Annotated in this window: 29 protein-coding genes; 12 read left to right on the top strand and 17 right to left on the bottom strand. The window is 66.2% G+C overall.

Annotated features, from left to right (window positions below; all coding sequences use genetic code 11):
• Positions 1-94 precede the first annotated feature (94 nt).
• From acnA to G6P88_RS11315, 10 genes are all read right to left on the bottom strand, one after another.
• On the bottom strand, positions 95-2,779 hold the full coding sequence (gene acnA, locus G6P88_RS11360; protein WP_165323258.1) for an aconitate hydratase AcnA: 2,685 nt from the start codon (positions 2,777-2,779) through the stop codon (positions 95-97).
• A 101-nt stretch (positions 2,780-2,880) separates the two neighbouring features.
• Positions 2,881-3,312 (bottom strand): DUF6628 family protein, encoded by a 432-nt coding sequence (locus G6P88_RS11355; RefSeq protein ID WP_165325138.1) that lies wholly within the window; start codon positions 3,310-3,312, stop codon positions 2,881-2,883.
• A gap of 78 nt (positions 3,313-3,390) precedes the next feature.
• Positions 3,391-4,716: a bifunctional folylpolyglutamate synthase/dihydrofolate synthase gene (locus G6P88_RS11350; protein ID WP_165323257.1), complete on the bottom strand. Its 1,326-nt coding sequence runs from the start codon at positions 4,714-4,716 to the stop codon at positions 3,391-3,393.
• A 45-nt stretch (positions 4,717-4,761) separates the two neighbouring features.
• Positions 4,762-5,616 (bottom strand): acetyl-CoA carboxylase, carboxyltransferase subunit beta, encoded by an 855-nt coding sequence (gene accD, locus G6P88_RS11345; protein ID WP_165323256.1) that lies wholly within the window; start codon positions 5,614-5,616, stop codon positions 4,762-4,764.
• Positions 5,613-6,428 (bottom strand): tryptophan synthase subunit alpha, encoded by an 816-nt coding sequence (trpA, locus tag G6P88_RS11340; protein ID WP_165323255.1) that lies wholly within the window; start codon positions 6,426-6,428, stop codon positions 5,613-5,615. Before trpA ends, accD begins: the two co-directional genes overlap by 4 nt.
• A 34-nt stretch (positions 6,429-6,462) precedes the next feature.
• Positions 6,463-7,680, bottom strand: a complete 1,218-nt coding sequence (trpB, locus tag G6P88_RS11335; protein WP_165323254.1) for a tryptophan synthase subunit beta — start codon at positions 7,678-7,680, stop codon at positions 6,463-6,465.
• On the bottom strand, positions 7,677-8,321 hold the full coding sequence (locus tag G6P88_RS11330) for a phosphoribosylanthranilate isomerase (protein ID WP_165323253.1): 645 nt from the start codon (positions 8,319-8,321) through the stop codon (positions 7,677-7,679). The genes trpB and G6P88_RS11330 overlap by 4 nt, the downstream gene beginning before the upstream one ends.
• 74 nt (positions 8,322-8,395) lie before the next feature.
• Positions 8,396-9,082 carry a Crp/Fnr family transcriptional regulator gene (locus G6P88_RS11325; RefSeq protein WP_165323252.1) on the bottom strand — a complete coding sequence of 229 codons (687 nt, stop codon included), beginning with the start codon at positions 9,080-9,082 and terminating at the stop codon, positions 8,396-8,398.
• Between the two features lie 115 nt (positions 9,083-9,197).
• Positions 9,198-9,644 carry a cupin domain-containing protein gene (locus tag G6P88_RS11320; protein WP_165323251.1) on the bottom strand — a complete coding sequence of 149 codons (447 nt, stop codon included), beginning with the start codon at positions 9,642-9,644 and terminating at the stop codon, positions 9,198-9,200.
• Positions 9,644-9,901 (bottom strand): hypothetical protein, encoded by a 258-nt coding sequence (locus tag G6P88_RS11315; protein ID WP_226946525.1) that lies wholly within the window; start codon positions 9,899-9,901, stop codon positions 9,644-9,646. The genes G6P88_RS11320 and G6P88_RS11315 overlap by 1 nt, the downstream gene beginning before the upstream one ends.
• 52 nt (positions 9,902-9,953) lie before the next feature.
• Between G6P88_RS11315 and G6P88_RS11310 the strand changes: the two genes are divergently transcribed.
• From G6P88_RS11310 to G6P88_RS11275, 8 genes are all read left to right on the top strand, one after another.
• A complete protein-coding gene (locus tag G6P88_RS11310) occupies positions 9,954-10,505 on the top strand; it encodes a hypothetical protein (RefSeq protein ID WP_165323249.1) in 552 nt (183 codons plus the stop codon).
• A gap of 88 nt (positions 10,506-10,593) precedes the next feature.
• Complete coding sequence (gene crcB, locus G6P88_RS11305; RefSeq protein WP_165323248.1) at positions 10,594-10,971, top strand: fluoride efflux transporter CrcB; 378 nt, start codon at positions 10,594-10,596, stop codon at positions 10,969-10,971.
• Positions 10,968-12,101, top strand: coding sequence for an RluA family pseudouridine synthase (locus tag G6P88_RS11300; RefSeq protein ID WP_165323247.1), 1,134 nt, complete (start codon positions 10,968-10,970; stop codon positions 12,099-12,101). The genes crcB and G6P88_RS11300 overlap by 4 nt, the downstream gene beginning before the upstream one ends.
• On the top strand, positions 12,098-12,778 hold the full coding sequence (locus G6P88_RS11295) for an HAD-IA family hydrolase (protein ID WP_165323246.1): 681 nt from the start codon (positions 12,098-12,100) through the stop codon (positions 12,776-12,778). Before G6P88_RS11300 ends, G6P88_RS11295 begins: the two co-directional genes overlap by 4 nt.
• On the top strand, positions 12,775-13,485 hold the full coding sequence (locus G6P88_RS11290; protein ID WP_165323245.1) for an ATP12 family chaperone protein: 711 nt from the start codon (positions 12,775-12,777) through the stop codon (positions 13,483-13,485). The genes G6P88_RS11295 and G6P88_RS11290 overlap by 4 nt, the downstream gene beginning before the upstream one ends.
• 50 nt (positions 13,486-13,535) lie before the next feature.
• Positions 13,536-13,949: a SufE family protein gene (locus G6P88_RS11285; RefSeq protein ID WP_165323244.1), complete on the top strand. Its 414-nt coding sequence runs from the start codon at positions 13,536-13,538 to the stop codon at positions 13,947-13,949.
• Positions 13,946-14,365, top strand: a complete 420-nt coding sequence (locus G6P88_RS11280) for a SecDF P1 head subdomain-containing protein (RefSeq protein WP_165323243.1) — start codon at positions 13,946-13,948, stop codon at positions 14,363-14,365. The genes G6P88_RS11285 and G6P88_RS11280 overlap by 4 nt, the downstream gene beginning before the upstream one ends.
• A 39-nt stretch (positions 14,366-14,404) precedes the next feature.
• Positions 14,405-15,400 carry a DNA topoisomerase IB gene (locus tag G6P88_RS11275; protein WP_226946524.1) on the top strand — a complete coding sequence of 332 codons (996 nt, stop codon included), beginning with the start codon at positions 14,405-14,407 and terminating at the stop codon, positions 15,398-15,400.
• Here G6P88_RS11275 and G6P88_RS11270 read toward each other — a convergent pair whose 3' ends face one another.
• Positions 15,401-15,928 (bottom strand): J domain-containing protein, encoded by a 528-nt coding sequence (locus G6P88_RS11270; RefSeq protein ID WP_165323241.1) that lies wholly within the window; start codon positions 15,926-15,928, stop codon positions 15,401-15,403.
• Between the two features lie 217 nt (positions 15,929-16,145).
• On the opposite strand from G6P88_RS11270, the gene G6P88_RS11265 reads away from it, so the two are divergent.
• From G6P88_RS11265 to G6P88_RS11255, 3 genes are all read left to right on the top strand, one after another.
• Complete coding sequence (locus tag G6P88_RS11265; protein WP_165323240.1) at positions 16,146-16,820, top strand: DUF6975 family protein; 675 nt, start codon at positions 16,146-16,148, stop codon at positions 16,818-16,820.
• A 93-nt stretch (positions 16,821-16,913) separates the two neighbouring features.
• On the top strand, positions 16,914-17,759 hold the full coding sequence (locus G6P88_RS11260; protein WP_165323239.1) for an AAA family ATPase: 846 nt from the start codon (positions 16,914-16,916) through the stop codon (positions 17,757-17,759).
• 120 nt (positions 17,760-17,879) lie between these two features.
• Positions 17,880-18,344 (top strand): hypothetical protein, encoded by a 465-nt coding sequence (locus tag G6P88_RS11255; protein ID WP_165323238.1) that lies wholly within the window; start codon positions 17,880-17,882, stop codon positions 18,342-18,344.
• A 40-nt stretch (positions 18,345-18,384) separates the two neighbouring features.
• Here the strand turns inward: G6P88_RS11255 and G6P88_RS11250 are convergent, their stop codons facing one another.
• From G6P88_RS11250 to G6P88_RS11240, 3 genes are all read right to left on the bottom strand, one after another.
• Positions 18,385-19,506 (bottom strand): calcium-binding protein, encoded by a 1,122-nt coding sequence (locus G6P88_RS11250; protein ID WP_165323237.1) that lies wholly within the window; start codon positions 19,504-19,506, stop codon positions 18,385-18,387.
• Positions 19,507-19,620: 114 nt separating this feature from the next.
• Positions 19,621-20,283, bottom strand: a complete 663-nt coding sequence (locus G6P88_RS11245; protein ID WP_165323236.1) for an SOS response-associated peptidase family protein — start codon at positions 20,281-20,283, stop codon at positions 19,621-19,623.
• Positions 20,284-20,359: 76 nt separating this feature from the next.
• Positions 20,360-20,506: a hypothetical protein gene (locus G6P88_RS11240; RefSeq protein ID WP_165323235.1), complete on the bottom strand. Its 147-nt coding sequence runs from the start codon at positions 20,504-20,506 to the stop codon at positions 20,360-20,362.
• 77 nt (positions 20,507-20,583) lie between these two features.
• Here G6P88_RS11240 and G6P88_RS11235 point away from each other — a divergent pair, with 77 nt between their 5' ends.
• Positions 20,584-21,438: a DUF817 domain-containing protein gene (locus G6P88_RS11235; protein ID WP_425594448.1), complete on the top strand. Its 855-nt coding sequence runs from the start codon at positions 20,584-20,586 to the stop codon at positions 21,436-21,438.
• A gap of 57 nt (positions 21,439-21,495) precedes the next feature.
• On the opposite strand, the gene G6P88_RS11230 is transcribed toward G6P88_RS11235, so the two are convergent.
• From G6P88_RS11230 to uvrA, 3 genes are read right to left on the bottom strand one after another with little or no spacing between them, the layout of a single operon-like run.
• Entirely contained in the window at positions 21,496-21,687 is a 192-nt protein-coding gene (locus G6P88_RS11230) for a hypothetical protein (protein ID WP_165323233.1), read from the bottom strand.
• On the bottom strand, positions 21,674-22,225 hold the full coding sequence (locus G6P88_RS11225) for a hypothetical protein (RefSeq protein ID WP_165323232.1): 552 nt from the start codon (positions 22,223-22,225) through the stop codon (positions 21,674-21,676). The genes G6P88_RS11230 and G6P88_RS11225 overlap by 14 nt, the downstream gene beginning before the upstream one ends.
• Positions 22,222-25,257, bottom strand: a complete 3,036-nt coding sequence (uvrA, locus tag G6P88_RS11220) for an excinuclease ABC subunit UvrA (RefSeq protein WP_165323231.1) — start codon at positions 25,255-25,257, stop codon at positions 22,222-22,224. Before uvrA ends, G6P88_RS11225 begins: the two co-directional genes overlap by 4 nt.
• Positions 25,258-25,326 lie beyond the last annotated feature (69 nt).

Below are 25,326 nucleotides of genomic sequence, written 5' to 3'. Positions count from 1 at the left end.
TCGGCGCTGGCGGAAGCCGAATGGGCACGGCCGACAGGCACGAAAAAGGCCGGCCCGCAGGTGCGGACCGGCCCCATTCGTCAGCTGTTTCCGATCAGGCGGCGAGCTTGCGCAGCACGTACTGCAGGATGCCGCCATTGAGGAAATATTCGAGTTCGTTGACGGTATCGATCCGGCAGCGGGTCTCGAACGTCTCGGTCGAACCGTCGGCGCGCGTCATTTTGACGCTGACCGTCTGGCGCGGGCGGAGGCCGGCGACATTCTCGATCGAGAAGGTCTCGGTGCCGTCGAGCTTGAGCGTCGTGCGGTCGATGCCCTCGGCGAACTGCAGCGGCAGCACGCCCATGCCGACCAGGTTCGAGCGGTGGATGCGCTCGAAGCTCTCGGCGATGACGGCGCGGACGCCGAGCAGGTTGGTGCCCTTCGCCGCCCAGTCGCGCGACGATCCGGTGCCATATTCCTTGCCCGCGATGACGACGAGTGCGGTGCCCTCGTCCTTGTACTTCATCGCCGCGTCGTAGATCGCCAGCACTTCGCCGGACGGGATGTGCTTGGTCAGGCCGCCCTCGATGCCGGGGATCATCTGGTTCTTGATCCGGATGTTGGCGAAGGTGCCGCGCATCATCACGTCATGGTTGCCGCGACGCGCGCCATAGCTGTTGAAGTCCGCCTTCGACACCTGATGCTCGGTCAGATAGCGACCGGCCGGGCTGTCGAGCTTGATCGAACCGGCCGGGCTGATGTGGTCGGTGGTGATCGAGTCGGCGAAGATCGCGAGCGGACGGGCGTCGACGATGTCGCCGACCGGAGCCGGGGTCATCGACATGCCGTCGAAATAGGGCGGGTTGGCGACATAGGTCGATCCGGCACGCCAGGTGTAGGTGTCCGAACCTTCGACGTCGATCGCCTGCCAGTTCTTGTCGCCCAGATAGACATTGGCATAGCGCTTGCCGAACATGTCGGAGTCGATCGCCGAGGCGACCGTGTTCGCGACTTCTGCGGTGCTCGGCCAGATGTCCTTCAGATAGACGGGGTTGCCGTCCTTGGACGTGCCGATCGGCTCGCTGGTGATGTCCTTGGCGGTGGTGCCGAACAGCGCATAGGCGACGACCAGCGGCGGCGAGGCCAGATAGTTGGCGCGCACGTCGGGCGACACGCGGCCCTCGAAGTTGCGGTTGCCCGACAGGACCGCCGAGGCGACCAGGTCGTTGGCGTTGATCGCCTTCGAGATTGGTTCGGGCAGCGGGCCCGAATTGCCGATGCAGGTGGTGCAGCCATAGCCGACCAGGTTGAAGCCGATCGCGTCGAGGTCCTTCTGCAGGCCGGCCTTTTCGAGATAGTCGGTGACCACCTGCGATCCGGGTGCGAGCGAGGTCTTGACCCAGGGCTTCGACTTCAGGCCGAGCGCGTTCGCCTTGCGGGCGACCAGGCCGGCGGCGACGAGGACCGACGGGTTCGAGGTGTTGGTGCAGCTGGTGATCGCCGCGATGACGACGTCGCCATGGCCGATGTCGAAATCGGTGCCTTCCACGGCCACGCGCTTGTTCGCTTCGTCGCCCTTCTTGTAGCCGCTGGCGAGCTCGCCATTATAGCCGGCCGATACCTGGCTGAGCAGCACGCGGTCCTGCGGGCGGCGCGGACCGGCGAGCGAGGGCTCGACGGTCGACATGTCGAGTTCGAGCGTGTCGGTGAACACCGGATCCGGAGCACCGGCGACGCGCCAGAAGCCCTGCTCCTTGGCATAGGCCTCAACCAGCGCGACCGTCTCGGCCGAGCGGCCGGTGAGGCGCATATAGGTGATCGTCGCGTCGTCGATCGGGAAGAAGCCGCAGGTCGCGCCATATTCGGGCGCCATGTTGGCAATGGTGGCGCGGTCGGCGAGCGACAGCGCGTCGAGGCCCGGGCCATAGAATTCGACGAAGCGGCCGACGACGCCCTTGGCGCGCAGCATCTGCGTGACGGTCAGCACGAGGTCGGTGGCGGTGATGCCTTCCTTGAGCGTGCCGGTCAGCTTGAAGCCGACGACTTCCGGAATGAGCATCGAGACCGGCTGGCCGAGCATCGCGGCCTCGGCTTCGATACCGCCCACGCCCCAGCCGAGCACGCCTAGGCCGTTGACCATCGTGGTATGGCTGTCGGTGCCGACGCAGGTGTCGGGATAGGCGACGTCGACGCCCGAACCGTCGGGCGAGGCCCACACCGTCTGGGCGATATTCTCGAGATTGACCTGGTGGCAGATGCCGGTGCCCGGGGGCACGACCTTGAAATTGTTGAGCGCCTTGGAGCCCCAGCGGAGGAACTCGTAGCGCTCGCCATTGCGCTCATATTCGAGCGCGACGTTCTCGTCGAACGCCTTCGGCGTGCCGAAGCTGTCGACCATCACCGAGTGGTCGATGACGAGATGCACGGGAACGAGCGGGTTGATCTTCTGGGCGTCGCCGCCGAGCTTGCTGATCGCGTCGCGCATGGCGGCGAGGTCGACCACGCAGGGAACGCCGGTGAAGTCCTGCATCAGCACGCGGGCCGGGCGATACTGGATTTCCCGCTCGGAGGTCGGATTCTTCTGCCAGTCGACGATCGCCTGGACATCCTCGGTGGTGACGGTCACGCCGTCCTCGAAGCGCAGGAGATTTTCGAGCAGCACCTTCATCGAGAAAGGCAGGCGCGAAATGTCGCCGAGCCGCTCGGACGCCTTGGCGAGCGAGTAGTAGGCATAATGCTTGCCATCGACGTTGAGGGTGGAGCGGGTTTTGAGAGAGTCCTGACCGACGGCCGTCATTGGCTATGCCCCTATGCTGCAAATGCGAGAGTCGAGCGGGGCTATAGCGAGGGGGGCGCGCTAGGGAAAGGGGGAGCGGGCCGACGGCGCGGCCCATCGGATCAGCCGTCGAGCGGGCGTCCGAGATCGGCGAAGGCCTGGGCCACCGCCTGCGCGCTCGACAGTACGCCGATCGCGGTCTCGACGCCCAGCAACCGGCAAAAGGCGCGGTGCGCAGAACCGGGGGTGTCGAGCGATGCCGCAACCGCGTCGAGTAATATCGACTCCGCATCGGTCATTCGGCAGCAGCAGGACGGCGCGATCATGATCGTCCGTTGAGAGGCCCGGGCCAGCTCGGCCATGAGCGCGCGGACGAGGATGAGCGGTCGACGAAAGGACAGGCCGAAGCTTCCGATCAGCATCGATGCGGCATGCGCGTCGTTGAGCCCGCCCACGCCCATCCGGCGGACCGTCAAGAGGAGGAGCCGCGTCCCCGAGCGATCGGGTGCGCCATGGGGCAGGAGGTGGGCGGTCGAGGTCGCTTCGTTGGACATGGTCATCTCTCTCACCGTTGAAGCGAAAGAGAAGCATGGTAGCTATTGCGAGTCAATCGCAATAATGGAGGCAGGGCCTCAGTCGATCACGGTGCCATTGGCAGCGAGCGTCCTGCCGGCGAGGTAGAGAGATCCGCCGACAAGCACTGCAGGCGGCACAGTGCCGCTACCGGCCGCGATGCGCGCTAGAGCTCCCTCGACCGACGGCGCCGGATGCGCCACGAAACCGGCCAGCCGTGCGGTCTCTGCCAGATCTTCGGGTGCGTGATGCTCATGGCCCGGCACCGGCACCATGTGAAAGCTTGCCGACAGTCGCCCCATGGCGGCGAGAAAGCCGCCGGCGTCCTTGTTCGCCAGCAATCCCATGACGATATGGAGAGGACGGCCCGGCACCTGGTGCGACCGGAGGAAATCGCCGATCACGCGCCCGGCGGAGGGGTTGTGGCCCCCGTCGACCCACAATTCCGAGCCCGGGGGCAGCATTTCGACCAGCGCACCTCCGCGCAGATGCTGGAGCCGCGCGGGCCAGTCCGCCCAGCCCATGGCTGCACGCAGTGCGGACGCGGGGACGGGCAGGCGCTGCTGCCGGCGCAACATCGCCACCGCCAGCGCGGCATTCTGGGCCTGGTGGTGACCGGCGAGGCCGGGCAGCGGCAGATCCAGCTTGCCCTGACTGTCGCGATAGTGGAGCCGGCCCTGATAGGCGACGGCATCCCAGGAGCCGCCCTTGGCGTGCCATTCGCCACCCGCCGCACCGATCGCCTGACCGACGCGGTTGGCGACCTTGTCCGGATAATGGAGCGTCATGATCGGCACGCCCGGCTTGGCGATGCCCGCCTTCTCCGCGCCGATCGCCTCGATGGTGTCGCCGAGGAAGCTCTGATGGTCGAGCCCGAGCTGGGCGATGCCGCAGATCAGCGGCTCGGCGATAATGTTGGTCGCGTCGAGCCGTCCGCCCAGCCCAACCTCGACGATGCAGGCATCGGCCGGATGGCGCGAGAAGGCGAGGAACGCGGCCGCCGTCGTGACTTCGAAGAAGCTCGGCGCGATGCCCTCGGCGACGTCGAGCACTTCGGCGAGCAGCGCGGCGAGTTCCGCATCCTCGATCAGCGTGCCCCCGATGCGGATGCGTTCGTTGAAGCGGATCAGGTGCGGGCTGGTAAAGACATGCGCGGTCATCCCCGCCGCCTCGATCGCGGCGCGCAGATAGGCGCAGGTGGAGCCTTTGCCGTTGGTCCCGGCCACATGGAAAACGGGTGGCAGCTTGCGCTCGGGATGGCCGAGCCGCTCGCACAGCCGCGCTATCCGCTCCAGTCCGAGTATGTCGGCACCGGGCGACAGCAGCGACAACCGGTCGAGCTGTGCCTGGACGGCCGGGTCACTGGAAATCGCATGATCGGGCATCGTGTCTGCCGCCGTCGGCCGCATGGGCCGGATGCTGGGTCCGCCTCAGGCCGCCTTTTTGCCGGGGCAGAGATAATCGATCAGCCGGGCAAGCTCGGCGCGCAGATCGTGGCGTGAAACGACCATGTCGAGCATCCCGTGTTCCAGCAGATATTCCGCGCGCTGGAACCCTTCGGGCAGCTTCTCGCGGATCGTCTGCTCGATGACGCGCTGGCCGGCGAAACCGATCAGGGCTCCGGGTTCGGCGATCTGGATGTCGCCCAGCATGGCGTAGGAGGCGGTGACGCCGCCCGTCGTCGGATCGGTCATCACGACGATATAGGGCAGCCCGGCCTCGCGCAGCTTGGCGATGGCGACCGTCGTCTTAGGCATCTGCATCAACGAGAGGATGCCCTCCTGCATGCGTGCGCCGCCGGCAGCGGTGAATACGATATAGGGGCATTTGTCGGCGATGGCCGCCTCGGCGCCGGCCACGAAGGCCGCACCGACTGCCAGGCCCATCGATCCGCCCATGAAGGCGAAGTCCTGGACGCCGACGACGGCCTTGAAGCCCTCGATCGTGCCGCGCGCATTGGCATAGGCGTCCTGCGCGCCGGTCTTGGTGCGGGCTTCCTTGATGCGGTCGGTATAGCGCTTGGAGTCGCGGAATTTCAGCGGATCCTCGCGCACCTGGGGTGCGGGCAGCAGCGTATAGACGCCATTGTCGAACAGCTGGTCGAAGCGCGCGTCGGGGCCGATGCGGCCATGATGGCCGCATTTCGGGCAGACCGACAGATTGGCCTCATATTCCTTGGCAAACACCATCTGCTGGCAACTCGGGCATTTGTGCCACAGATTGTCGGGCGAATCCCGCTTGGTGATGAACGGGATCTTCTTGCGGACGCGGTCGAGCCAGCTCATGCGGCCTTCTCCTTCGCGGCGCGCCGGACGGCGGCGCTGAGGGTGGATGTGAAATCGCGGACGTGCGGCGCGGCGCCTGCGCCATGTTCGCCGATCAGGTCCACGATGACAGAACCGACAACGACGCCGTCGGCTACGCGACCGATCGCCTCGGCCTGCTCGGGGCCCCGGACGCCGAAGCCGACCGCGATCGGCAGATCGGTCGAGGCACGCAGCCGCTCGACCGCCGTCTCGATGCTCGCCTGGCCGGCCTGTTGCATACCGGTGATGCCGGCGACCGAGACATAGTAGACGAAGCCCGATGCTCCCTCCAGCACGGCGGGCAGACGCGCCGCGTCGGTCGTCGGGGTCGCGAGCCGGATCAGGTCGAGCCCCGCCGCGCGGAGCGCCGGGCCGAGCACCGAATCCTGTTCGGGCGGGATGTCGACGCAGATGACGCCGTCGACACCGGCCTTCGCGGCTTCGGTGGCGAACCAGTCGGCGCCCCGGCGGACCATCGGATTGGCATAGCCCATCAGCACCAGCGGCACCTGCGGGTGCCGTTCGCGGAAGGCGGCCGCGATGGCGAGCAGGTCGCCGGTCGTCGTGCCTGCGCCAAGCGCGCGCAGATTGGCGCGCTGGATCGATGGGCCGTCGGCCATCGGATCGGTAAAGGGCATGCCCAGCTCGATCACGTCGGCGCCGCCCTCGACCAGCGCGTCAAGCATCGCCGCGCTGTCGGCGGGGGTAGGGTCACCGCCGGTGATGAAGGCGACCAGCGCCGCGCGCCCTTCGGCACGGGTCCGGGCGAAGGTTTCGGACAGGCGGCTCATGCGTACGGCTCCGGTACAATCGTCGTGGCAGTGCTCACATCTTCACTCCGAGCGCCTCGGCGACGGTGAAGATATCCTTGTCGCCGCGGCCCGACAGGTTGAGCACGATGATCTTGTCCTTGCCCATGGTCGGCGCGATCTTCTCGATCGCCGACAAAGCGTGGGCGGTCTCGAGCGCAGGAATGATGCCTTCCAGCTTGGCAAGCCGCTGGAAGCTTTCGAGCGCCTCGGCGTCGGTGACCGGAATGTAGCGCGCGCGGCCGATCTCGTGCAGCCAGCTATGCTCGGGGCCGATGCCCGGATAGTCCAGGCCGGCCGAGATCGAATGCGCCTCGGTGATCTGGCCGTCGTCGTCCTGCAGCAGATAGGTGCGGTTGCCGTGGAGCACGCCCGGGGTGCCGCCGGCGAGACTCGATGCGTGCCGGCCCGTGGTGACGCCTTCGCCTGCGGCCTCGACCCCGATCATCTCGACATCGGGATCGTCGAGGAAGGGGTGGAACAGGCCGATCGCGTTCGATCCGCCGCCGACGCAGGCGACGAGCATGTCGGGCAGGCGGCCTTCGACCTTCATGATCTGCTCGCGCGTTTCGCGGCCGATCACCGACTGGAAGTCGCGGACCAGCTCCGGATAAGGGTGCGGACCGGCGGCGGTGCCGATGATGTAGAAGGTGTCGTGGACATTCGCGACCCAGTCGCGCAGGGCCTCGTTCATCGCATCCTTGAGCGTCTGCGCGCCCGAGGTGACAGGCTGGACCTCGGCACCGAGCAGCTTCATGCGGAACACGTTCGGCTGCTGCCGGGCGACGTCGACCGCACCCATGAAGATGGTGCAGGGAAGGCCGAAGCGGGCCGCCACGGTTGCCGTGGCGACGCCATGCTGGCCGGCTCCGGTCTCGGCGATGATCCGGGTCTTGCCCATGCGCCGGGCAAGCAGGATCTGCCCGATGCAGTTGTTGATCTTGTGCGCGCCGGTGTGGTTGAGCTCCTCACGCTTCAGATAGATCTTGGCGCCGCCCAGATGCTCGGTCAGCCGCTCGGCGAAATAGAGCGGGCTGGGACGACCGACGAAATTCGCCATCAGGTCGTCGAGTTCTGCCTGGAAGGCGGGATCCGCCTGCGCCGCGCGATATTCGCGCTCCAGGTCGAGGATCAGCGGCATCAGCGTCTCGCTGACATAGCGGCCCCCGAACTGGCCGAAATGGCCCTGCTCGTCCGGTCCGTTGCGCAGCGTGTTCGTAAGCGAAGCGGTCATAATGATGCGATCCGTTGGAGGAAGGTGGCGATCTTGTCCACAGACTTGATGCCGGGAGCGCTTTCCACGCCCGACGAAACGTCGATCAGGCGAGCGCCTGTCAGGCCGGCGGCGCGCTCGACATTGCCGGCGTCGATTCCGCCCGACAGCGCCCAGCGCTGAGGATGGACGAAGCCGTTCAGCAGCGTCCAGTCGAAACGCAGGCCCATGCCGCCAGGCAGCGTGCCCTCGGGCGTCTTGGCGTCGTACAGGATCAGGTCCGCGACGGAGCGATAGTGGCGAGCGGCCTCGAGGTCGGCGCGCGTCCTGACGGCGATCGCCTTCCACAAGGGGATGCCCGGATGCCGCTGGCGCAGCGCCACGAGCCGCTCGGGCGGCTCCTTGCCGTGCAGTTGCAGTGTATCGATGCCACCCACCCGGATCGCCGCGTCGATGACCTCGTCGTCCGCATCGACGAACACGCCGACCTTTCCGATCTGGGCGGGCGCACGCGCCGTCAGGGCGCGGGCCTGTTCGAACGCAAGGTTGCGCGGGCTTTTGGGGAAGAAGACGAAGCCCAGATGCGCTGCACCATGGCCGATGGCGGCATCGACCGTTTCGGGCGTGGACAGGCCGCAGATCTTGGCTGTGACGTCTGGCATGGCGCGGTCTCTCGGACTCTGCGCCGCTCGCGTCAACCTGTCTGTCCGATCAGCGCGATTCGATCCTCGCGCGCCTAGTCCGCCGCCTCGGCGATCTGGGTCAGATAGTCGGGATCGACGATCCGGATCTTGCCCTGCGTCAGCTCGATCACCCCTTCGCTCGCCCAGGCGGCGAGCTGCCGGTTGATATTCTCGCGGCTGATGCCGACGAAGCTGCCCAGTTCGGACTGGCTCAGGTCGCGGGTCAGGCGGGTGCCGTGCATCTTCTGGTCGGTCAGCCGCTTCAGATAGCGGGCCAGTCGAGGCGCAGTCGTGAAGGCGCGGTCGCTCTCGATCGTGCTGTCGGTCTCGCGCAGGCGTCGCGCCATTTCCTTGAGCAGGCGGATCGCCACCTTGGGATGCCGTTCGATGAAGCCGAAGAATTTGGCGCGGCTGATGCGGATCACGCGGCCCGGCCACATCGCGACTGCAGACGCGGTGCGCGGCTTGTCGTCGAGCACGGCGATCTCGCCCAGCACGGCGCCCGCCTCGGCATAGTCGAGAATGATCTCACGACCATTGGGCGTCACCATCGAGATGCGCACGACGCCATCAAGGACGATCACCAGCGACGTGCCCTCGTCGCCCTGGGTCAAAATCTCGTCATTGGTCCGGGTCGCCTGCAGCGTTCCGATCGACAGCAGGTCGGCCAGCTCGCTCTCGGCGCATTCCGCAAAGACGCTGCCCTTCGGCAAATGCGCCAGCAGTTCCGCTGGTGTCATCCCGGCCCCCGTTTACGCTGTACTCCGCCCGGCGGGCACCGTGCACGGCACGGCTCGATTCTGCAAGCGATCCTCCGGACGATTTCCCTGGGGTTGACGCTGCGGCAAATGCGGATCAGTTCGCCGGCGACCAATTCGGTGAGGCGAGTTCGAATCCCGCAAAGTCGAAGCCGGGCGCGACGATGCAACCGACCAGCGCCCAGCCCCTGCTGGCACGCGCCGCCTGCCACGCCCCTTTGGGGACGATGCCTTGCGGTTTTTCCCCGGCGGCTATGTCGGGGCCGATCCGGAGCGTCTCGGTCGGCCCCGCCGCATCGGGAGCGATCAGCAGGTCGAGCGCATGGCCGGCATGGAACATCCACAGCTCGGCGGCGTCGACCCGGTGCCAGTGCGACCGCTGTCCAGCCTCGAGCAGGAAATAGATGGCGGTGGCATGGCCCCGTGCAGGGGCGTCGTCGCCGCCTTCGCGCCAGGTTTCCCGATACCAGCCGCCCTCGGGATGCGGGGCAAGCTCCAGCGCTTCGACGATCCGCCGCGCATCGGGATCGGAAGGCAGGCTCATCAGAACAGCCCCCCGCCCATGATCAGCCGGACAATGCCGACGACCAGCACGAAGCTGTTGAGACGCCGGCCACTGTCGCTGTGCGACAGGATTCCGAAGGCCGCACCGATCAGCGCAACCGGCACCACCGCCCAGTTGAACCAGCCGAGGAACGGAAAGAAGCCGAGAATCGCGCCGCATAGCGCGACAAATCCGAAGCCGAGGGAAATGACGTTGAACATGGCGGGCAGCTTCCACCATGATCGACGGGATTGCAACTACTGTACTATTTTAATAATACAGCAGTAAGGATTCAAAGAGGAGCTGGGGATGCAAAAGTCGATCATCGTTGCGGCGCTGCCCTTGTTGCTGCTGGCCGCGTGCGAGGTGAAGGTCAACGATGATGCCAAGGGCGACGCGAATGCGAGTGCCGGCGACTCGGCGGCCATTTCGTTCGATGCAGGTGGCAATGTCGCCATGGCCTCCGCCGAGGAGCCGACCTCCCTGTCGGTGTCGATCCCGGGGATCGACGCCAAGATCAAGGTGCCGGGCATCGAACTGGGCGGCGAGGACATGAACATCGACGGGATGAAGCTTTATCCCGGGTCGAAGATGACCGGTGTCAACGTCACCGACAAGGATGGCGGCAATGGCAGGGTCGAGATTCGCTTCGTGAGTCCGGCCGCACCCGATGTCGTAGCGCGCTATTATGCCGATGCGGCGGGGCAGGCGGATTTCACGGGCGTGAAGCTGGCCAAGAACGGCGCGGCGTCGACCGTGACCGCCGTGAATGGCGAAGGCGATCCGATGACCATCACGCTCCAGCCGGCGAGCAAGGGCACGCAGGGCGTCATCCTGATGACCGACAAGTCGGCGAAATAGGCGCAGGCCGAGCCGTCGCGCCCGGTCCGTCGGGCGGCGGCGCGCAAAGCGCTTTCGCGCCGGGCGATCAGGCTCTAAAGGAGCCGATATGCCCCCATTGCTTCTTGTCATGTTCGGCGGCGCCATCGGCGCGGCCTTTCGCTTTCACATATCCTCGGTCGCGCTACGCCAGCTGGGTCCCGCCTTCCCTTATGGTACCTGGCTCGTGAACCTGCTCGGCGGACTGCTGATGGGGGTGCTTGCCGGCGTGGTGGCTCGCGCCCCGGTCGATGGTGAGCCTTTGCGGCTCTTCCTCGGCGTGGGCGTGCTCGGCGGCTTCACGACCTTCTCGGCCTTCAGCCTCGAGACGTTCAACATGCTGACCCGGGGTGAATATCTGATGGCCACCGCCTATGCCGTGTCCTCTGTCGCCGGATCGGTGCTGATGCTGTTCCTCGGCGTCGGCCTGTCGCGGGTGTTCGGATGAGCGAGACCCCGAAGGCCGAGGGCGGCGAAGGCCGCCAGTTTGTCGTCGGCTATGACGATGATGGCATCCGGCTCGATCGCTGGTTCAAGCGGCACATGCCCGAGACTAGCTTCAACATCGTTTCGCGCTGGGCCCGGACGGGCCAGCTGCGCGTCGACGGCCGCCGCGCGGCGCCGGGCGACCGGATCGAGGCTGGACAGACGATTCGCGTGCCTCCGGCCGAAATCGTCGCCGCTGCCGCCGCTACGGCAATCGCCGCCAAGGGCGCCCGCCCGCAGCGCCCGCGCGAGCCGCTGACACCCGACGAGATCGCCTTCGCGCAGAGCCTCGTCATCCATCGCGACCGGCAGGCGATCGTGATCAACAAGCCGCCGGGCCTGGCGACGCAGGGCGGGACCAAGACCGAGATGCATGTCGACCGGCTGCTCGACGCGCTCCAGTTCGACGCGGAGAGCCGGCCCAAGCTGGTTCATCGGCTCGACAAGGATACTTCCGGGGTGCTGCTGCTCGCGCGCACGTCGCGCGCTGCGGCGCACTTCGCCAAGGCGTTCAGCAGCCGCACCGCGCGCAAGGTCTATTGGGCGGTCTGCACCGAGGTTCCGTCGATCGAGGACGGCATGATCGAACTGCCGATCGGCAAGCAGCCGGGGACCGGCGGCGAGAAGATGTATGTCGACGAGAAGGAAGGTTCGCCCGCGCGGACCCGCTATCGGATGATCGACCGGGTCGGCAACCGCGCCTGCTGGCTCGAGCTCCAGCCCTATACCGGACGAACCCACCAGTTGCGCGTCCATCTGGCGGCGATCGGCCACCCGATCGTAGGCGACGGCAAATATGGCGGGCCGGAGGCCTTTCTGTCGGGCACGATCAGCCGCAAGATGCACCTCCATGCGCGCCGGCTGCGGGTCGATCATCCCGATGGCGGCCAGATCGACATCTTCGCCGAGCCGCCCGAGCATATTGCCGACACGCTGCGTAATCTGGGATTCCAGCAGTCCGAGGGCGACCTGCCGATCGACGAGGTGAAATTCTCCGAGACCGAGGAGGGCAAGCGCCGGATGGCGACCGCCCGGGCCAAGGACGCTCGCAAGGCGCGTCGCGGCGAGCGTCGCGGACGCAGTCGCGCATGACCGGGCCGAACCGGCTCGCCATCTTCGACTGCGACGGCACGCTGGTCGACAGCCAGGCCAATATCTGTCGCGCCATGGTCGAGGCATTCACCGCGGAAGGGCTGCCTCCTCCGCCCGAACCCGCGATACGGCGCGTGGTCGGGCTGAGCCTGACACAGGCGGTGGCCGGGCTCCTGCCCGATGCCGACCATGCTCTGCACGTCCAGCTCGCCGAGACCTATAAGCGCCGGTTTCAGGCGATGCGCGGTGCCGGCCAGGTCGACGAGCCGCTGTTCCCGGGCGTCGCCGAACTGCTGCACAGGCTCGACGCCGACGGCTGGATGCTGGCGGTGGCGACGGGCAAGTCCGATCGGGGCCTGAAGCACTGCCTGGAGGCGCATGGGCTGGAGCGGCTGTTCGTCTCGCTTCAGACCGCCGACCGTCACCCGTCGAAGCCGCACCCGTCGATGGCGCTTCTGGCCATGGCGGAGGCCGGCGCAGTGCCCGAGACGAGCGCGATGATCGGCGACACCAGCTTCGACATCGGCATGGGGATCAACGCCGGCTGTGCGGCGATCGGCGTCGCCTGGGGCTATCATGCGTCGGACGAACTGTTCGACGAGGGCGCGCATTTCGTCGCCGACCGGCCGGATCAGCTTCCCGAAATCCTGAAACTGGCGCTATCAGCGCGCGCATGAAGCGATTCTATCGACAGGCGGCGACCGAAGCGGTCGCCGGAGGTTACGGCGTCCGTCTAGATGGCCGTGCGGTGAAGACCCCGGCGCGCGCCGAACTGGTGGTGCCGACCGCCGCCCTGGCGGCGGCGATCGCAGGCGAGTGGAACGCGCAGGGCGAGGAGATCGACCCCGGCACAATGAAGCTGACCGGCCTTGCCAATGCGGCGCTGGACCGCGTCCTGGCCGATCCGGTCGCCTTTGCGCGAGGACTTTCGGCTTATGCCGAAAGCGACCTCACCTGCTACCGCGCCGAAGGCCCGTCCGAGCTGATCGCCCGCCAGTGCGAAGCCTGGGATCCGCTGCTCGACTGGGCGGGAGAGCGCTACGGCGTCGAGTTCGAGATCGCGACGGGGATCATGCACCTTCCCCAGCCGCAGGAGACGCTCGACCGTCTCGCGGCGGCCGTTCGTGACTATGACCCGTTCCGCATGGTGGCGCTCCATCCGCTCGTGACCATATCGGGCTCGCTGCTGATCGCGCTCGCGGTGGCGGAGGGCGAGATCGACGTCGATAGCGCCTTTGCCGCCGGGCAGCTCGACGAGCTGTGGCAGGTCGAGCAATGGGGCGAGGACGAACTCGCGCTGCGCGGGCGCGAGGTGAAGCGCGCCGATTTCCGGGCGGCGGCGCGTTTTCTCGCGTTGCTCGTCCGGCCGGACGGCGGCGCCTGACGCTTGCTGCAGGATGACGCAGGCCGTCTCCGGCATTAGGATGCACGATCATGACCGAAGCTGCACGACTGACCGACATTCTTGAGGAATATGAGTTTCTCGACGGAGATGATCGCTACCGCCTGCTGATCGACCTGGGGCGCGGACTGGAGCCGATGCCCGATGCCCTCAAGACCGACGCCACGCTGGTGCGCGGTTGTTCGGCGAGCGTGTGGGTCTACCCGACCGTGCTGGACGACGGACGCCTGCACTTCCTCGCCGACAGCAATGCGGCGATCACGAAGGGGATCATCGCGCTGGTGCTGCTGACGGTGCAGGACCGCGCACCTGCAGAGATACGCGCCGCGGACATCGAAGGCGCGCTTGCGCCATTCGACCTGCGCAACCAGCTCAGTTCCAACCGGACGCAGGGCATTCCGAACATGATCGCCCTGATTCGCTCGACTGCGGAGCGTTACGCATGACACGCTTATTGGCCCTGCTCCTGCTTGCGGCGTCGCCGCTGGCTGTTCCTGCCACCGCCGCCCATGCGGCCGTGACACCCTTCGCCACCGGCAAGCTGACCATCGGCGGCGAGGCCTTTGCACCTGCCGAGGTGCTCGACGCGCGCGCCTTGCCCGACATCAACGGCAAGGTCGGGGTGATGATCACGCTGACGCCCGAAGCCGCGAAGCGGCTGGAAGGGATCAGCGGCTCGATCGTCGGCAAGCCGCTGCTGATCGCGCTCGATGGGAAGAGCCTGGCGGCCGAGTTGGTCCGCAAGCCGATCCGTGATGGGGTGATCGAGCTGCCGGGCCGCTGGAGCCTGACTGACGGAGAAGCCCTGGCGCGGCGCATTTCCGGTCGCGATCCATTACCCGACGACCTCGCGTCCGAATAAGGGCAGCGCAGCGCGGCCGCACGCCGGATCGAACATGCCGTGCAGCGTTTCCCTGCCTGCGGCGTTTCAGCCGGCATGGAACATCGACCGATAGACCCCGCCGAACGGATCGACACCGCGCCGGGGATCACGCGCCTGCGACGCGGGCGCGGCTGGCGCTTCATCGGGCCCGACGGCACGACTGTGGCCGATGTCGAGCAGCGGATGCGAATTCTGGCCCTGGGCATACCCCCGGCCTGGCGGAAGGTCTGGATAAACCCCGATTCCGACGCGCCGGTGCAGGCGACCGGGATCGATGCCGCCGGGCGGCGCCAATATCGCTATCACGGCCGTTGGCGCGAAGAGCGCGACCAGGAAAAATTCGCCGCGCTGCCGGCCTTCGCCCAGCATCTGCCGCATCTGCGCGCGGTCGTCTGCAAGGCGCTCCGGAGCGACGATCCCTGGGAGAAGGCACGTGCCGCCGCAGTGCGGCTGCTCGACGGGTTCGCGATCCGCGTCGGCTCGTCCGATTCGGCCGCCCATGGCAGCTTCGGCGCCACCACCCTGCTCAATCGCCACGCCCGAATCCGTGACGACGAGATCCGACTCTGCTTCTACGGCAAACATGGCATCCGTGCCGATCTGTCGGCGAAGGATGCGGCGCTCGCCGCCGCGCTCGCCGAACTCAAGCGGGCGGGTTCGGGAGACCTTTTCGCGATGCGCTCCGGGCTGCGCGTCCGGGCCGCCGACGTCAACCAGTGGATCGCGGAACTGACCGACGGCACCGGCACCGCCAAGACCTTCCGCACATGGCGCGCCTGCGCAGTCGCGGCCGCCATGCTGTCGCGCGACCGGCGGACATCGGTGAAGACCTTGCTTGGCGAGGTGGCGACCCAACTCGGCAATACGCCGGCCGTGTGCCGCAAATCCTATGTCGCACCGGCCTTTGTCGACATGGCGAAAGCGGGGCGGTGGATCGAGAATATTCCGACCAAGCCCGCTCGCCTGCGTCGCAGCGAACGTGCCAGCCTGGCCGTGCTTACAGCCGCCGGCTGATCAGCGCGGGCGGCGTTCCTCGGCGCGTCGCAATATCTCGAATGCGGCCTGGACCGCCTGGAAGCGGACAGCCGCCTCGGAATCGCCGGGGCGGACATCGGGATGGTTAGCCTTGGCCAGCCGCCGCCACGCCGTCTTCACCTGTTCGAAGTCCGCATCCGATTCGAGTTCGAGCGTTTCGAAGGCGCGCAGTTCATCGCGGGTCCAGCGGCCGTCGCCCGGACCGCCCCAGGCATGATAGGCCTGTTCGGCATAGCCCGAAGCATCGCGCTTCTCATTCGCCTCCCGCTCAGCGGCTTCCTCCGCCGACAGGCCTGCGAAATAGTCCCAATTGCGGTTATACTCCTCGGCGTGGCGCGGGCAGAAATACCAGCGCTCGCGGCTGTTGGGAGATTTCGGGGCAGGGCAGTCGCCCGGCTGGTCGCAGCCGTGCCGGTCGCACATGCGCACCTTTGTCGCGCCGCGCTCGCTGCCATAGCCGCGCCAGCGGGGGAAGCCCCAGTCGTTTGTACGGGAAGATCGCGCCATAAGCCTTCCCTTGTAGCGTCGATGGGGTGAACGGGGAATTGATGTTTTGTCGCTTCACCATGGTGCAGGATCGCCCGCGATTGCAGAACATGCAGGCGGCAAAATAAATTTCGCGCCGTAAACGGGCCATTTACCGCAGTTGCGCTAGGAGGGTCTCGCGAGAGGCGGTGTCTTTGCCGATCGTGTGTGAACCGGTTGTATTCGGGACCTGTTGCGTATGGCGTATCAAGTACACAAGGAGGCCGCGTGTCCTGGCGCGGCCGAAGCGGTCGGCACGCTGCTTGCAGCCGACGGCGGCAAGACCCATCCCTATATCGCCTCCGCCATCTTTGCCCGTGGCCGGGAAGCGTCGCGCGACCTTGCCGATGCGGTGCACCTGATCTCCAGTCTTCACGGGAGCCACCCCGGCGTGGTCGATCTGGCGCAGGAGCGCCCGCCCGAGGAGGCGGTACGCGGCTGGCTCGACGCGGCGGCGGAGGGCTTTGCGGCGGAGCGCGCCTATCTGATGCAGACGGTGGTGGCCGCCGGCCCGCTTCCGAGCACCCCCGGCCATGCCGGTTGCGAGGCGGCGGTGGCCGGGCAGCGCCATGCGCTGGAGATGCTCGCACGCTCCGAACGGAGGGGATGCGCGCTCGGCGCAGCGGCGGCGCTGGTGCTCGACTGGCGGGCGATCCGCAATGTCGTCGATGCGGCCGCCCAGCGCTTCGGTGTCACGCTCACCCCGCCGGCGCTGCCTTCGATGCGCCAGACGATGGGCATGATGCAGACGATCGATTCGCCCGCCGTGGAAAGGGCGATGCTGTTCGGGGCCCAGCAACTGCTGATCCAGCATCGCGGCTTGTGGGATCTGCTCGAGGCCCGCTCGGGCGCACGGGTCGACGCGTTGCTCTGATCCGGCCCCTTCGGGCATCCGCACGGGGCTGGACAAGCGGCGCCATCGCACCTTATCGCCGGAAACAGCGGTTTTCCGGCGGGAGAGATTGGCGTGCGCTTCGAAGGTACGAGCAACTATGTGGCGACCGACGACCTGAAGGTGGCGGTCAACGCCGCCGTTACACTGCGCCGGCCGCTGCTGGTGAAGGGCGAGCCCGGCACCGGCAAGACCGTGCTCGCGCACGAAATCGCGGCCGCGACCGGCGCGCCGCTGATCCAGTGGCACATCAAGTCGACCACCAAGGCGCATCAGGGCCTGTACGAATATGATGCGGTCGCCCGCCTGCGCGACGGCCAGCTCGGCGACGAGCGCGTCCACGACATCGGCAATTATATCCGCAAGGGGAAGCTTTGGGAGGCGTTCACCGCGCCCAAGCTGCCTGTGCTGCTGATCGACGAGATCGACAAGGCCGACATCGAATTCCCGAACGATCTGCTTCAGGAACTCGATCGCATGTCGTTCGACGTCTACGAGACCGGCGAGACGGTCGCGGCGAAGGAGCGGCCGATCGTCGTCATCACCTCGAACAACGAGAAGGAACTGCCCGACGCCTTCCTGCGCCGCTGCTTCTTCCATTACATCAAATTCCCTGATCGCGAGACGATGCAGGCGATCGTCGACGTCCATTTTCCCGGCATCCAGAAGACGCTGCTGTCCCGCGCCATGGACATCTTCTACGAGATCCGCGAGGTCCCCGGCCTCAAGAAGAAGCCTTCGACGAGCGAGTTGCTCGACTGGCTGAAGCTTCTTCTGGTCGAGGATATGCCGCTCGAGGTGCTGCAGAATCGCGATCCCAAGAAGGCGATCCCGCCCCTGCACGGCGCGCTCCTCAAGAACGAGCAGGACATCATGCTGTTCGAGCGGCTGGCTTTCCTCGCTCGCCGTAGCGGCAACTGACGGGACGCACGCCACGAAGTTTATCTCCAAAATGGATAGGTATTTTACCGGGTCTGTCTCCGACTCGGTTGCTGCGTCAATTTCCCTCGTGAAGTCAGTCTGTTGCGAGGGCGTGTGGAGATGGAGCGACCGGATCGCGAAGCGTTCGACCTGCGGCAGCCGCCCGTTGCGGGGCGCTGGCTGGATATCGGGACGCAGGCGAACAGCGTGACGGCGGACGAGGTCCAAGGCCTGTGGACGCTGCGCTTCGGGCCCTTCGGCTGCCGCGACGACGAAACGCGCGGCGGGATGGTCCATGTCGATGGTGACCGCATGGCTGGCGGCGACGGCCATGTCATCTTCCATGGCGGCTTCCGGCTGGATGGCACCACCTTGCGGGCCGCGCTGACGATCGTGCGGCACGGCTTCGGCGGCGGCTATCAGCGCATGTTCGGAACGAACGAACCCATCTTCCGGCTGGAGGTCGTGGCAGAAGTGATCAGCCCCGACCTGTTCGAGGGCCGCATCGAGCGGCACGGCGAGCCCGACATTCGCGTGGTGATGCGCCGCCTGGAACCGATGACGAAGCGCAGCCAGATCGTCTGAACGCGGATCGGACCTCTGCCGGTCGTGCCAGCGGCGCGCCTCAGATGAAGTCGTCGAAGGCGAGCGATCCGGTTACGAACGATGTGCCCAGCCCCACGGCGGCGTTCACGATGCCGCCGCCATCCTGCGCCCAGAAAAGCACGGCGTCATTGGCACCGCTGAGCCGGATCAGCGCTACCTCGTGACTGCCCGCATGACCGTCGAACAGCGATTGGGCGAGCGCCTGTGCCTCGGCCAGCGAGGTCGAAACGCTGCCTTCCAGGATCGCTTCGGGACGAAAGCCGAGCGACAGAACATCGTTCACCGTCGAAAGATCAAGAATCCGATCGATCGCCTGGAGATCGGCACCGATCGGCGCGCTGTCGGGCCCGAACAGGAATATGTCGCTACCGCTGCCGCCCTCCAGCCGGTCGACGCCGCGGTCGCCGGTGATCAGGTCGTCGCCATCGCCGCCCTGAATGGTGTCGTCGTCCTGTCCGCCGCGCAAGGCGTCGTTCCCTGACCCGCCCTGAATGGAATCCCTGCCGCGATTGCCGTTGATGATGTCATGGCCCGCACCGCCGAGGATGCTGTCGTCGTCGGCGCCGCCCTGGATCCGGTCGGACCCGCTGCCGCCGTCGATCGTATCGCGCCCCGCATTGCCCTGCAGATAATCCGATCCGCCCCCGCCGTTGAGCAGATCCCCGCCGTCGGCCCCGCCACTCGGTGACTGTCCATAGATATGGTCGTTGCCGTTGCCGCCGGTCAGCGTGTCGCTGTCACCGCCGCCCATGATGACATTGTGACCGAAGACGTCGCGGATGACGTCGGCGAGCGCACCGCCACGAAACTCGTCATTGCCCGCGAGGAGCAGACTCAGCGGATCGTTTGGCGCATAGGTGAGCAGATAGAAAAGCGAGGCATCGACCGAGAAACCGCTCGCCTCGAAAAGGACGGTCGATCCTTGCGTGAAGCGAAACCCGGTGATCACGCCGCCGATCGGCTCGCCGAAGCCGTTGTAGCGGACGCCCGATCCGGTGAAGGCGTAGCGATAGCCGTCGACGTCGATCGCCAGCAGGCTGCTGGTCTGCGTCACGATGACCGAATCGAAATCGGTCAGCCGGTCGAAATTGAACAGGTCCATGCGCAGGCGCCCGGCGGCCGGTGCGGTGATGATCGCCATGTCGTTCCCCTTGTCGGGGATCAGTGGTGCCCGCTGCCCGGCGACGGGGTCAAGCGCGCTGGAGCCGGAGAATGATCGGAAACGGAGGCTATGGGAGCGGCAGGCCGCTCAGGACTAGAGCAGGCGCGCGTCTCCCGCCGGCTCGACGCTCAGCGTGCCGCCGGGCGTGGGACGCAGCAGCGCCTGCGCCGGAACCGATCCATCGAGCCAGCCTGCCCAGTCGGTGCGGTCGAGCAGCACCACCTGCCGGCCATGATAGGGGGCTATGTCGGGGCCGGGCTCGCAGGTCAGCAGGGTGAAGGCCTCACCCGCGGGATCGGGGATGGCGGGATCGCTCTTCCACAAGCCGGCGATGGCGAACCAGTCGCGCGCCTTCCATCGGAACAGCCATTTGTCCTTGCGCTTCGCGCGCGGATCGGCGGGCGCGGTGAACTCGTAGAAGCCATCGACGGGCACGAGACAGCGGCCCTGCCGCGCCGAATTGCGGAAATCGCGCCCTTCGCTGCGGTAGTTATAGACAGGTTTGCCGGAGGTGCCCGGCCAGCTCCAGCGCCGTGTGACCAGTTCGGCTGCCTGTACCTCGCCGAGGCTCTCACTGGGTTTCTCCACAGGCACATTGCGCGCGGCCCGGATGATCACCGTCCGGTCGGTGATCCGCACGCTCGGCAGCGGTGCCATGTTGGGCACACCCTCGCCGAACCGCAGCGGGATGCGCAACTCGGCGAAGTCTTGTCGTATCAGGCCCAGCTCGATCCGCCGGGCCACTTCGTTGCACATGCGCCATCACGCTCCGGGTGGGTCTGCTTCGAAAGTGAGGGAAGGCGACGGGCCTCGCAAGACCCCGCCGCCTGCGTCAGCCTGACTCTCCGGCCATGCGACGGCGATGGTCGGAGAAACGCTCCCCGTCGCGGCGCTCGGTGCGATGGCCGTTGCGCTTCCAGGATTTGCAATATTTGCAGCCCGCGCGCTGATTGCGGGGGCGCCGACGCTTGTGGTTCATCGTCCGGTCTCCGAGAAAAAAGGGTCGGCGGATAGCGGCATCGACAAGCTTCGGCAATGCAGGCTAGGTCCATGGCCGTGCACGACGAACGTCGATCATCGGAAGTAACCCGCTTCGCGGGCGTGCGCGCTCGGCTCGAGGCTGCTGCCCCGCAAAGCGGTTTTCCGGCATTGCTCTATGAGTTTCTGTTGTTCGGTTTCAAACAGGGCTGGGCCTGTCTGTTCGGTGGACTGATGCTGGCGCTGCTGCTCGCGACCCATTTCTGGTGGCCTGAGGAGGCGCCGGTCGCGCGATACGATTTCCTGACCGTGGCCGCACTGCTGATCCAGATCGCGATGCTGGCCTTCCGGCTCGAAAGCTGGAGCGAGGCAAGGGTGATATTCGCGTTCCACATCGTCGGCACCGTGATGGAGCTGTTCAAGACCGCGCATGGCAGCTGGGAGTATCGCGAAGCAGGCCTGCTGCGGATCGGCGACGTCCCTTTATTCTCGGGCTTCATGTATGCCGCCGTCGGCAGCTATCTCGCGCGCGTCTGGCGCATCTTCGACTTCCGCTTCTCGCATTACCCCCGGCGCGGCGCGACGATCGCGCTGGCGGTAGCGATCTATGTCAATTTCTTCGCCCACCACTGGCTTCCCGACATCCGCCTCGCACTATTCGCAGCGACCGCGCTGCTCTATCTGCGAACCTGGGTGTTCTTCCGGCCCTTTCGCGAGCATCGCCGGATGCCGCTTCTCCTGGGCTTCCTCCTCGTCGCGCTGTTCATCTGGTTCGCGGAGAATTTAGGCACCTTCGCCCACGCGTGGAGCTATCCGCATCAGCGCAGCGGCTGGGCGATGGTGTCGATCGGCAAGCTCGGGGCCTGGTATCTGCTGATGATCATCAGCTTCGTTCTGGTCGAGCGGCTGCATGATCGGCAGCACGGCCGCTGATACGGCTTTCACGCGGTGCTGACCAGCGATCCTCCCAAGTTTAGGGGCGTATGCAGATCACCAGCGCTTGCCCGTATTCTCGATCGCAGCAAGTAGCGCCTTCTTGCTGGGCGTGCGTCGCGCGCCGCTATTGCGCGGTATCACCAGATCCGCGCCGAGGGCGTCACGCCGCGCCGCCAACGCCTCCTTGAAGCTGACGAAATCTATTCTCTTTCCGGTCCAGTCGGCTGCGTCGTCAGTCTTGGACATTCTGGGCTCCGAGCAGTCCGGCAGTCTCATGGCGGACTCGGCGGTCAAGATAAACTAGATCGACGTCAGGGTGAAGTTTGAGTAGCGAACGAGCCTGTTCCCGCATTTCGGGAGCGCTGCCGGAAGCAAACTGACCCATACGATCGGCAATCAGGTCTTCGACTGCGATAACCGCTAACGACTGGCCCGGGCCAAGGTGCTCGACAAGAACGAGCTTATTCGGGTCTGTATGTCCATCCAAAAGAGCCGATCCAACGATTTCGAACCCCAACCCCAGCGCGGGATGTATCCATCCTCTGGTCGATTTACCCTGCCCCGATGGCCGGACGAACCCGCGCTTCTGCATCTCCTCCTCCAATTCCGACTGGCGAGGTGAGCAAAGATCGAAGTCGCCCGTATTGATGGCGCTCAGAGTGTAAAACTCCACGGCGGCACCGCCGACCAATATCGGTCGGGGCAGGCGGCGTTCCGCCATTGCAGCGCTGATTTCGGCAAGCATTCGAAGTGCATCTTCGAACTCCGGCCGATAAGCGCTCATTTTGCCGCAACCTGCGCGCCTGCCTCGAGCAGCGGCTTCAGATAATGGCCGGTGTAGCTGCGCGGCTCCTTCGCTACCTTCTCCGGTGTGCCCTCCGCGACGATCTCGCCGCCGCGGACGCCGCCTTCGGGGCCCAGGTCGATGATCCAGTCGGCGGTCTTGATGACCTCCAGATTATGCTCGATCACGACCACCGTATTGCCCTGTTCGACCAGCGCGTGGAGCACTTCGAGCAGCTTGCGGACATCCTCGAAATGGAGGCCGGTCGTCGGCTCGTCGAGGATGTAGAGGGTGTTGCCGGTCGACCGGCGTGACAGTTCCTTGGCCAGTTTGACGCGCTGCGCCTCGCCGCCCGACAAGGTCGTCGCCTGCTGCCCGACCTTGATATAGCCGAGGCCGACCTCGGCCAGCATCGCCATCTTGTCGCGGATCGGCGGCACCGCCTTGAAGAACTCGACCGCATCCTCGACCGTCATGTCGAGCACGTCGGCGATCGACTTGCCCTTGAACTTCACCTCCAGCGTCTCGCGGTTGTAGCGCGCGCCGTGGCACACGTCGCAGGTGACATAGACGTCGGGCAGGAAGTGCATCTCGATCTTGAGCACGCCGTCGCCCTGGCAGGCCTCGCAACGGCCACCCTTGACGTTAAAGCTGAAGCGGCCGGGCTTGTAGCCGCGCGCCTCGCTCTCCGGCAGCCCGGCGAACCAGTCGCGGATGTTGGTGAAGGCCCCGGTATAGGTCGCCGGATTGGAGCGTGGGGTGCGACCGATCGGCGACTGGTCGATGTCGATCACCTTGTCGCAATGGTCGAGGCCGCTAATCTTGTCATGCGCCCCGGCGACGACCCGCGCGCCGTTGAGCTGACGGGCCGCCGAGGCGTAGAGCGTGTCGATCGTGAAGCTCGACTTGCCCGATCCCGACACGCCGGTGATGCAGGTGAAAGTGCCCAGCGGAATCGACGCCGTCACGTCCTTCAGGTTGTTCGCGCGCGCGCCGTGGACGGTCAGCTTCTTGCCATTGCCCTTGCGCCGCTTCTTCGGAACGTCGACCATCCGGCGGCCCGACAGATAGGCGCCGGTCAGGCTGTCCTCATGCGCGAGGATCTGGTCGAGCGTGCCCGAGGCGACGACCTCGCCGCCATGGACGCCCGCGCCCGGCCCCATGTCGAGAATATAGTCGGCGGTGCGGATCGCGTCCTCGTCATGCTCGACGACGATCACCGTATTGCCCAGGTCGCGCAGCCGCCGCAGCGTGATCAGCAGCCGGTCATTGTCGCGCTGGTGGAGGCCGATCGACGGCTCGTCGAGGACGTAGAGCACGCCCGACAGGCCCGAGCCGATCTGCGAGGCGAGGCGGATGCGCTGGCTCTCGCCGCCCGACAGCGTGCCCGAGGTTCGGTCGAGGTTGAGATAGTCGAGCCCGACATTGTCGAGGAAGCCCAGCCGCTCGACGATCTCCTTGAGGATGCGCTCGGCGATAGCGCGCTGCTGCTCGTTGAGATGGTTGGGCATGTCGCGGAAGAAGGCGAGGGCGGGGCCGACCGCACGCCGCGTCGACATCGAAATGTCCTCGCCCGCGATTTTCACCGCCAGCGCTTCGGGCTTCAGCCGGGCGCCGCCGCACACCTCGCACGGGGCCGCGCTCTGATATTTGGACAGTTCCTCGCGCATCCAGGCGCTCTCGGTCGCGAGCATCCGGCGTTCGAGATTGTGGATCACGCCCTCGAACGGCTTCTGGACGTCATAGCTCTTGCGGCCGTCGATGAAGGTCAGCGTGATCGCCTTGCCCTTGGTGCCGTAGAGGACGACGTCGCGATATTCCTGGGGGATCTCGTTCCAGGGCGTCTCGAGCTTGAAGCCATAGGCGCGCGCGACCGAGCTCAGCACCTGCATATAATAGGGACTGGGCGGGTTCGACTTGGCCCAGGGCACGACCGCGCCCTGCTTGATCGACAGCGCCTCGTTCGGGACGACCAGCTGCGGATCGAAATAGAGCTTTTCGCCAAGGCCGTCGCAGGCCGGGCAGGCACCCTGCGGTGCGTTGAACGAGAAAAGGCGGGGCTCGATCTCGGCGATGGTGAAGCCCGAGACGGGGCAGGCGAATTTCTCGGAGAAGGTGATGCGGTTGGCGGGGATTCCCGTCTTCTTCATGCCGCCGGTCGTCTTGCCGGCGACGTCCGAAAGGGCCTCGCCATATTGGAAGGCGACAGGCATCTCGCGGACGGCGGCGGCCCCTCCACCAGCCTGCGGCTGGTCCCCCTCCCCGTTCCGGGGAGGATTGCTTGCCGCAGACACCGTCGCTTCGGCCACGGTCGTGTCGACCAGATCGGCAAAGGCCAGACCATCGGCAAGGCGGAGCGCGGTCTCCAAGCTCTGCGCCAGCCGGGTCTCGATACCTTCGCGCACCACCAGGCGGTCGACCACCACCTCGATGTCATGCTTGTACTTCTTGTCGAGCGCGGGCGCGTTCTCGATCTCGTAATTTTCGCCGTCGATGCGGACGCGGGTGAAGCCCGCCTTCTGCCATTCGGCCAGTTCCTTGCGATATTCGCCCTTGCGGCCGCGCACGACCGGCGCAAGCAGCAGGAAGCGCGTGCCCTCCTTCAGCTGCAGGATGCGGTCGACCATCTGGCTGATCGTCTGCGCGGCGATCGGCAGGCCGGTCGCGGGCGAATAGGGAACGCCGACGCGCGCCCACAGCAGGCGCATATAATCGTAGATCTCGGTGACCGTCGCAACGGTCGAGCGCGGGTTGCGGCTGGTCGTCTTCTGCTCGATCGAGATGGCCGGCGACAGGCCCTCGATATGGTCGACGTCGGGCTTCTGCATCAGTTCGAGGAACTGGCGCGCATAGGCCGACAGGCTCTCGACATAGCGGCGCTGGCCCTCGGCATAGATGGTGTCGAAGGCCAGGCTGGACTTGCCCGATCCCGACAGGCCGGTGATCACGATCAGCTTGTCGCGCGGCAGGTCGACGTCGACGCCCTTGAGGTTGTGTTCGCGCGCGCCGCGCACCGAGATATGTGTGAGCATGTCGGGAATGTTCCAGATTTGTTCGCCGCGCGCAAGGCGGTCCGTCGGCCTGGGATGTGGGCGGTGGTT

It is taken from the genome of Rhizorhabdus phycosphaerae, assembly GCF_011044255.1.
Taxonomy (GTDB): domain Bacteria; phylum Pseudomonadota; class Alphaproteobacteria; order Sphingomonadales; family Sphingomonadaceae; genus Rhizorhabdus; species Rhizorhabdus phycosphaerae.
This window is presented reverse-complemented; position numbering and strand designations above follow the sequence as displayed.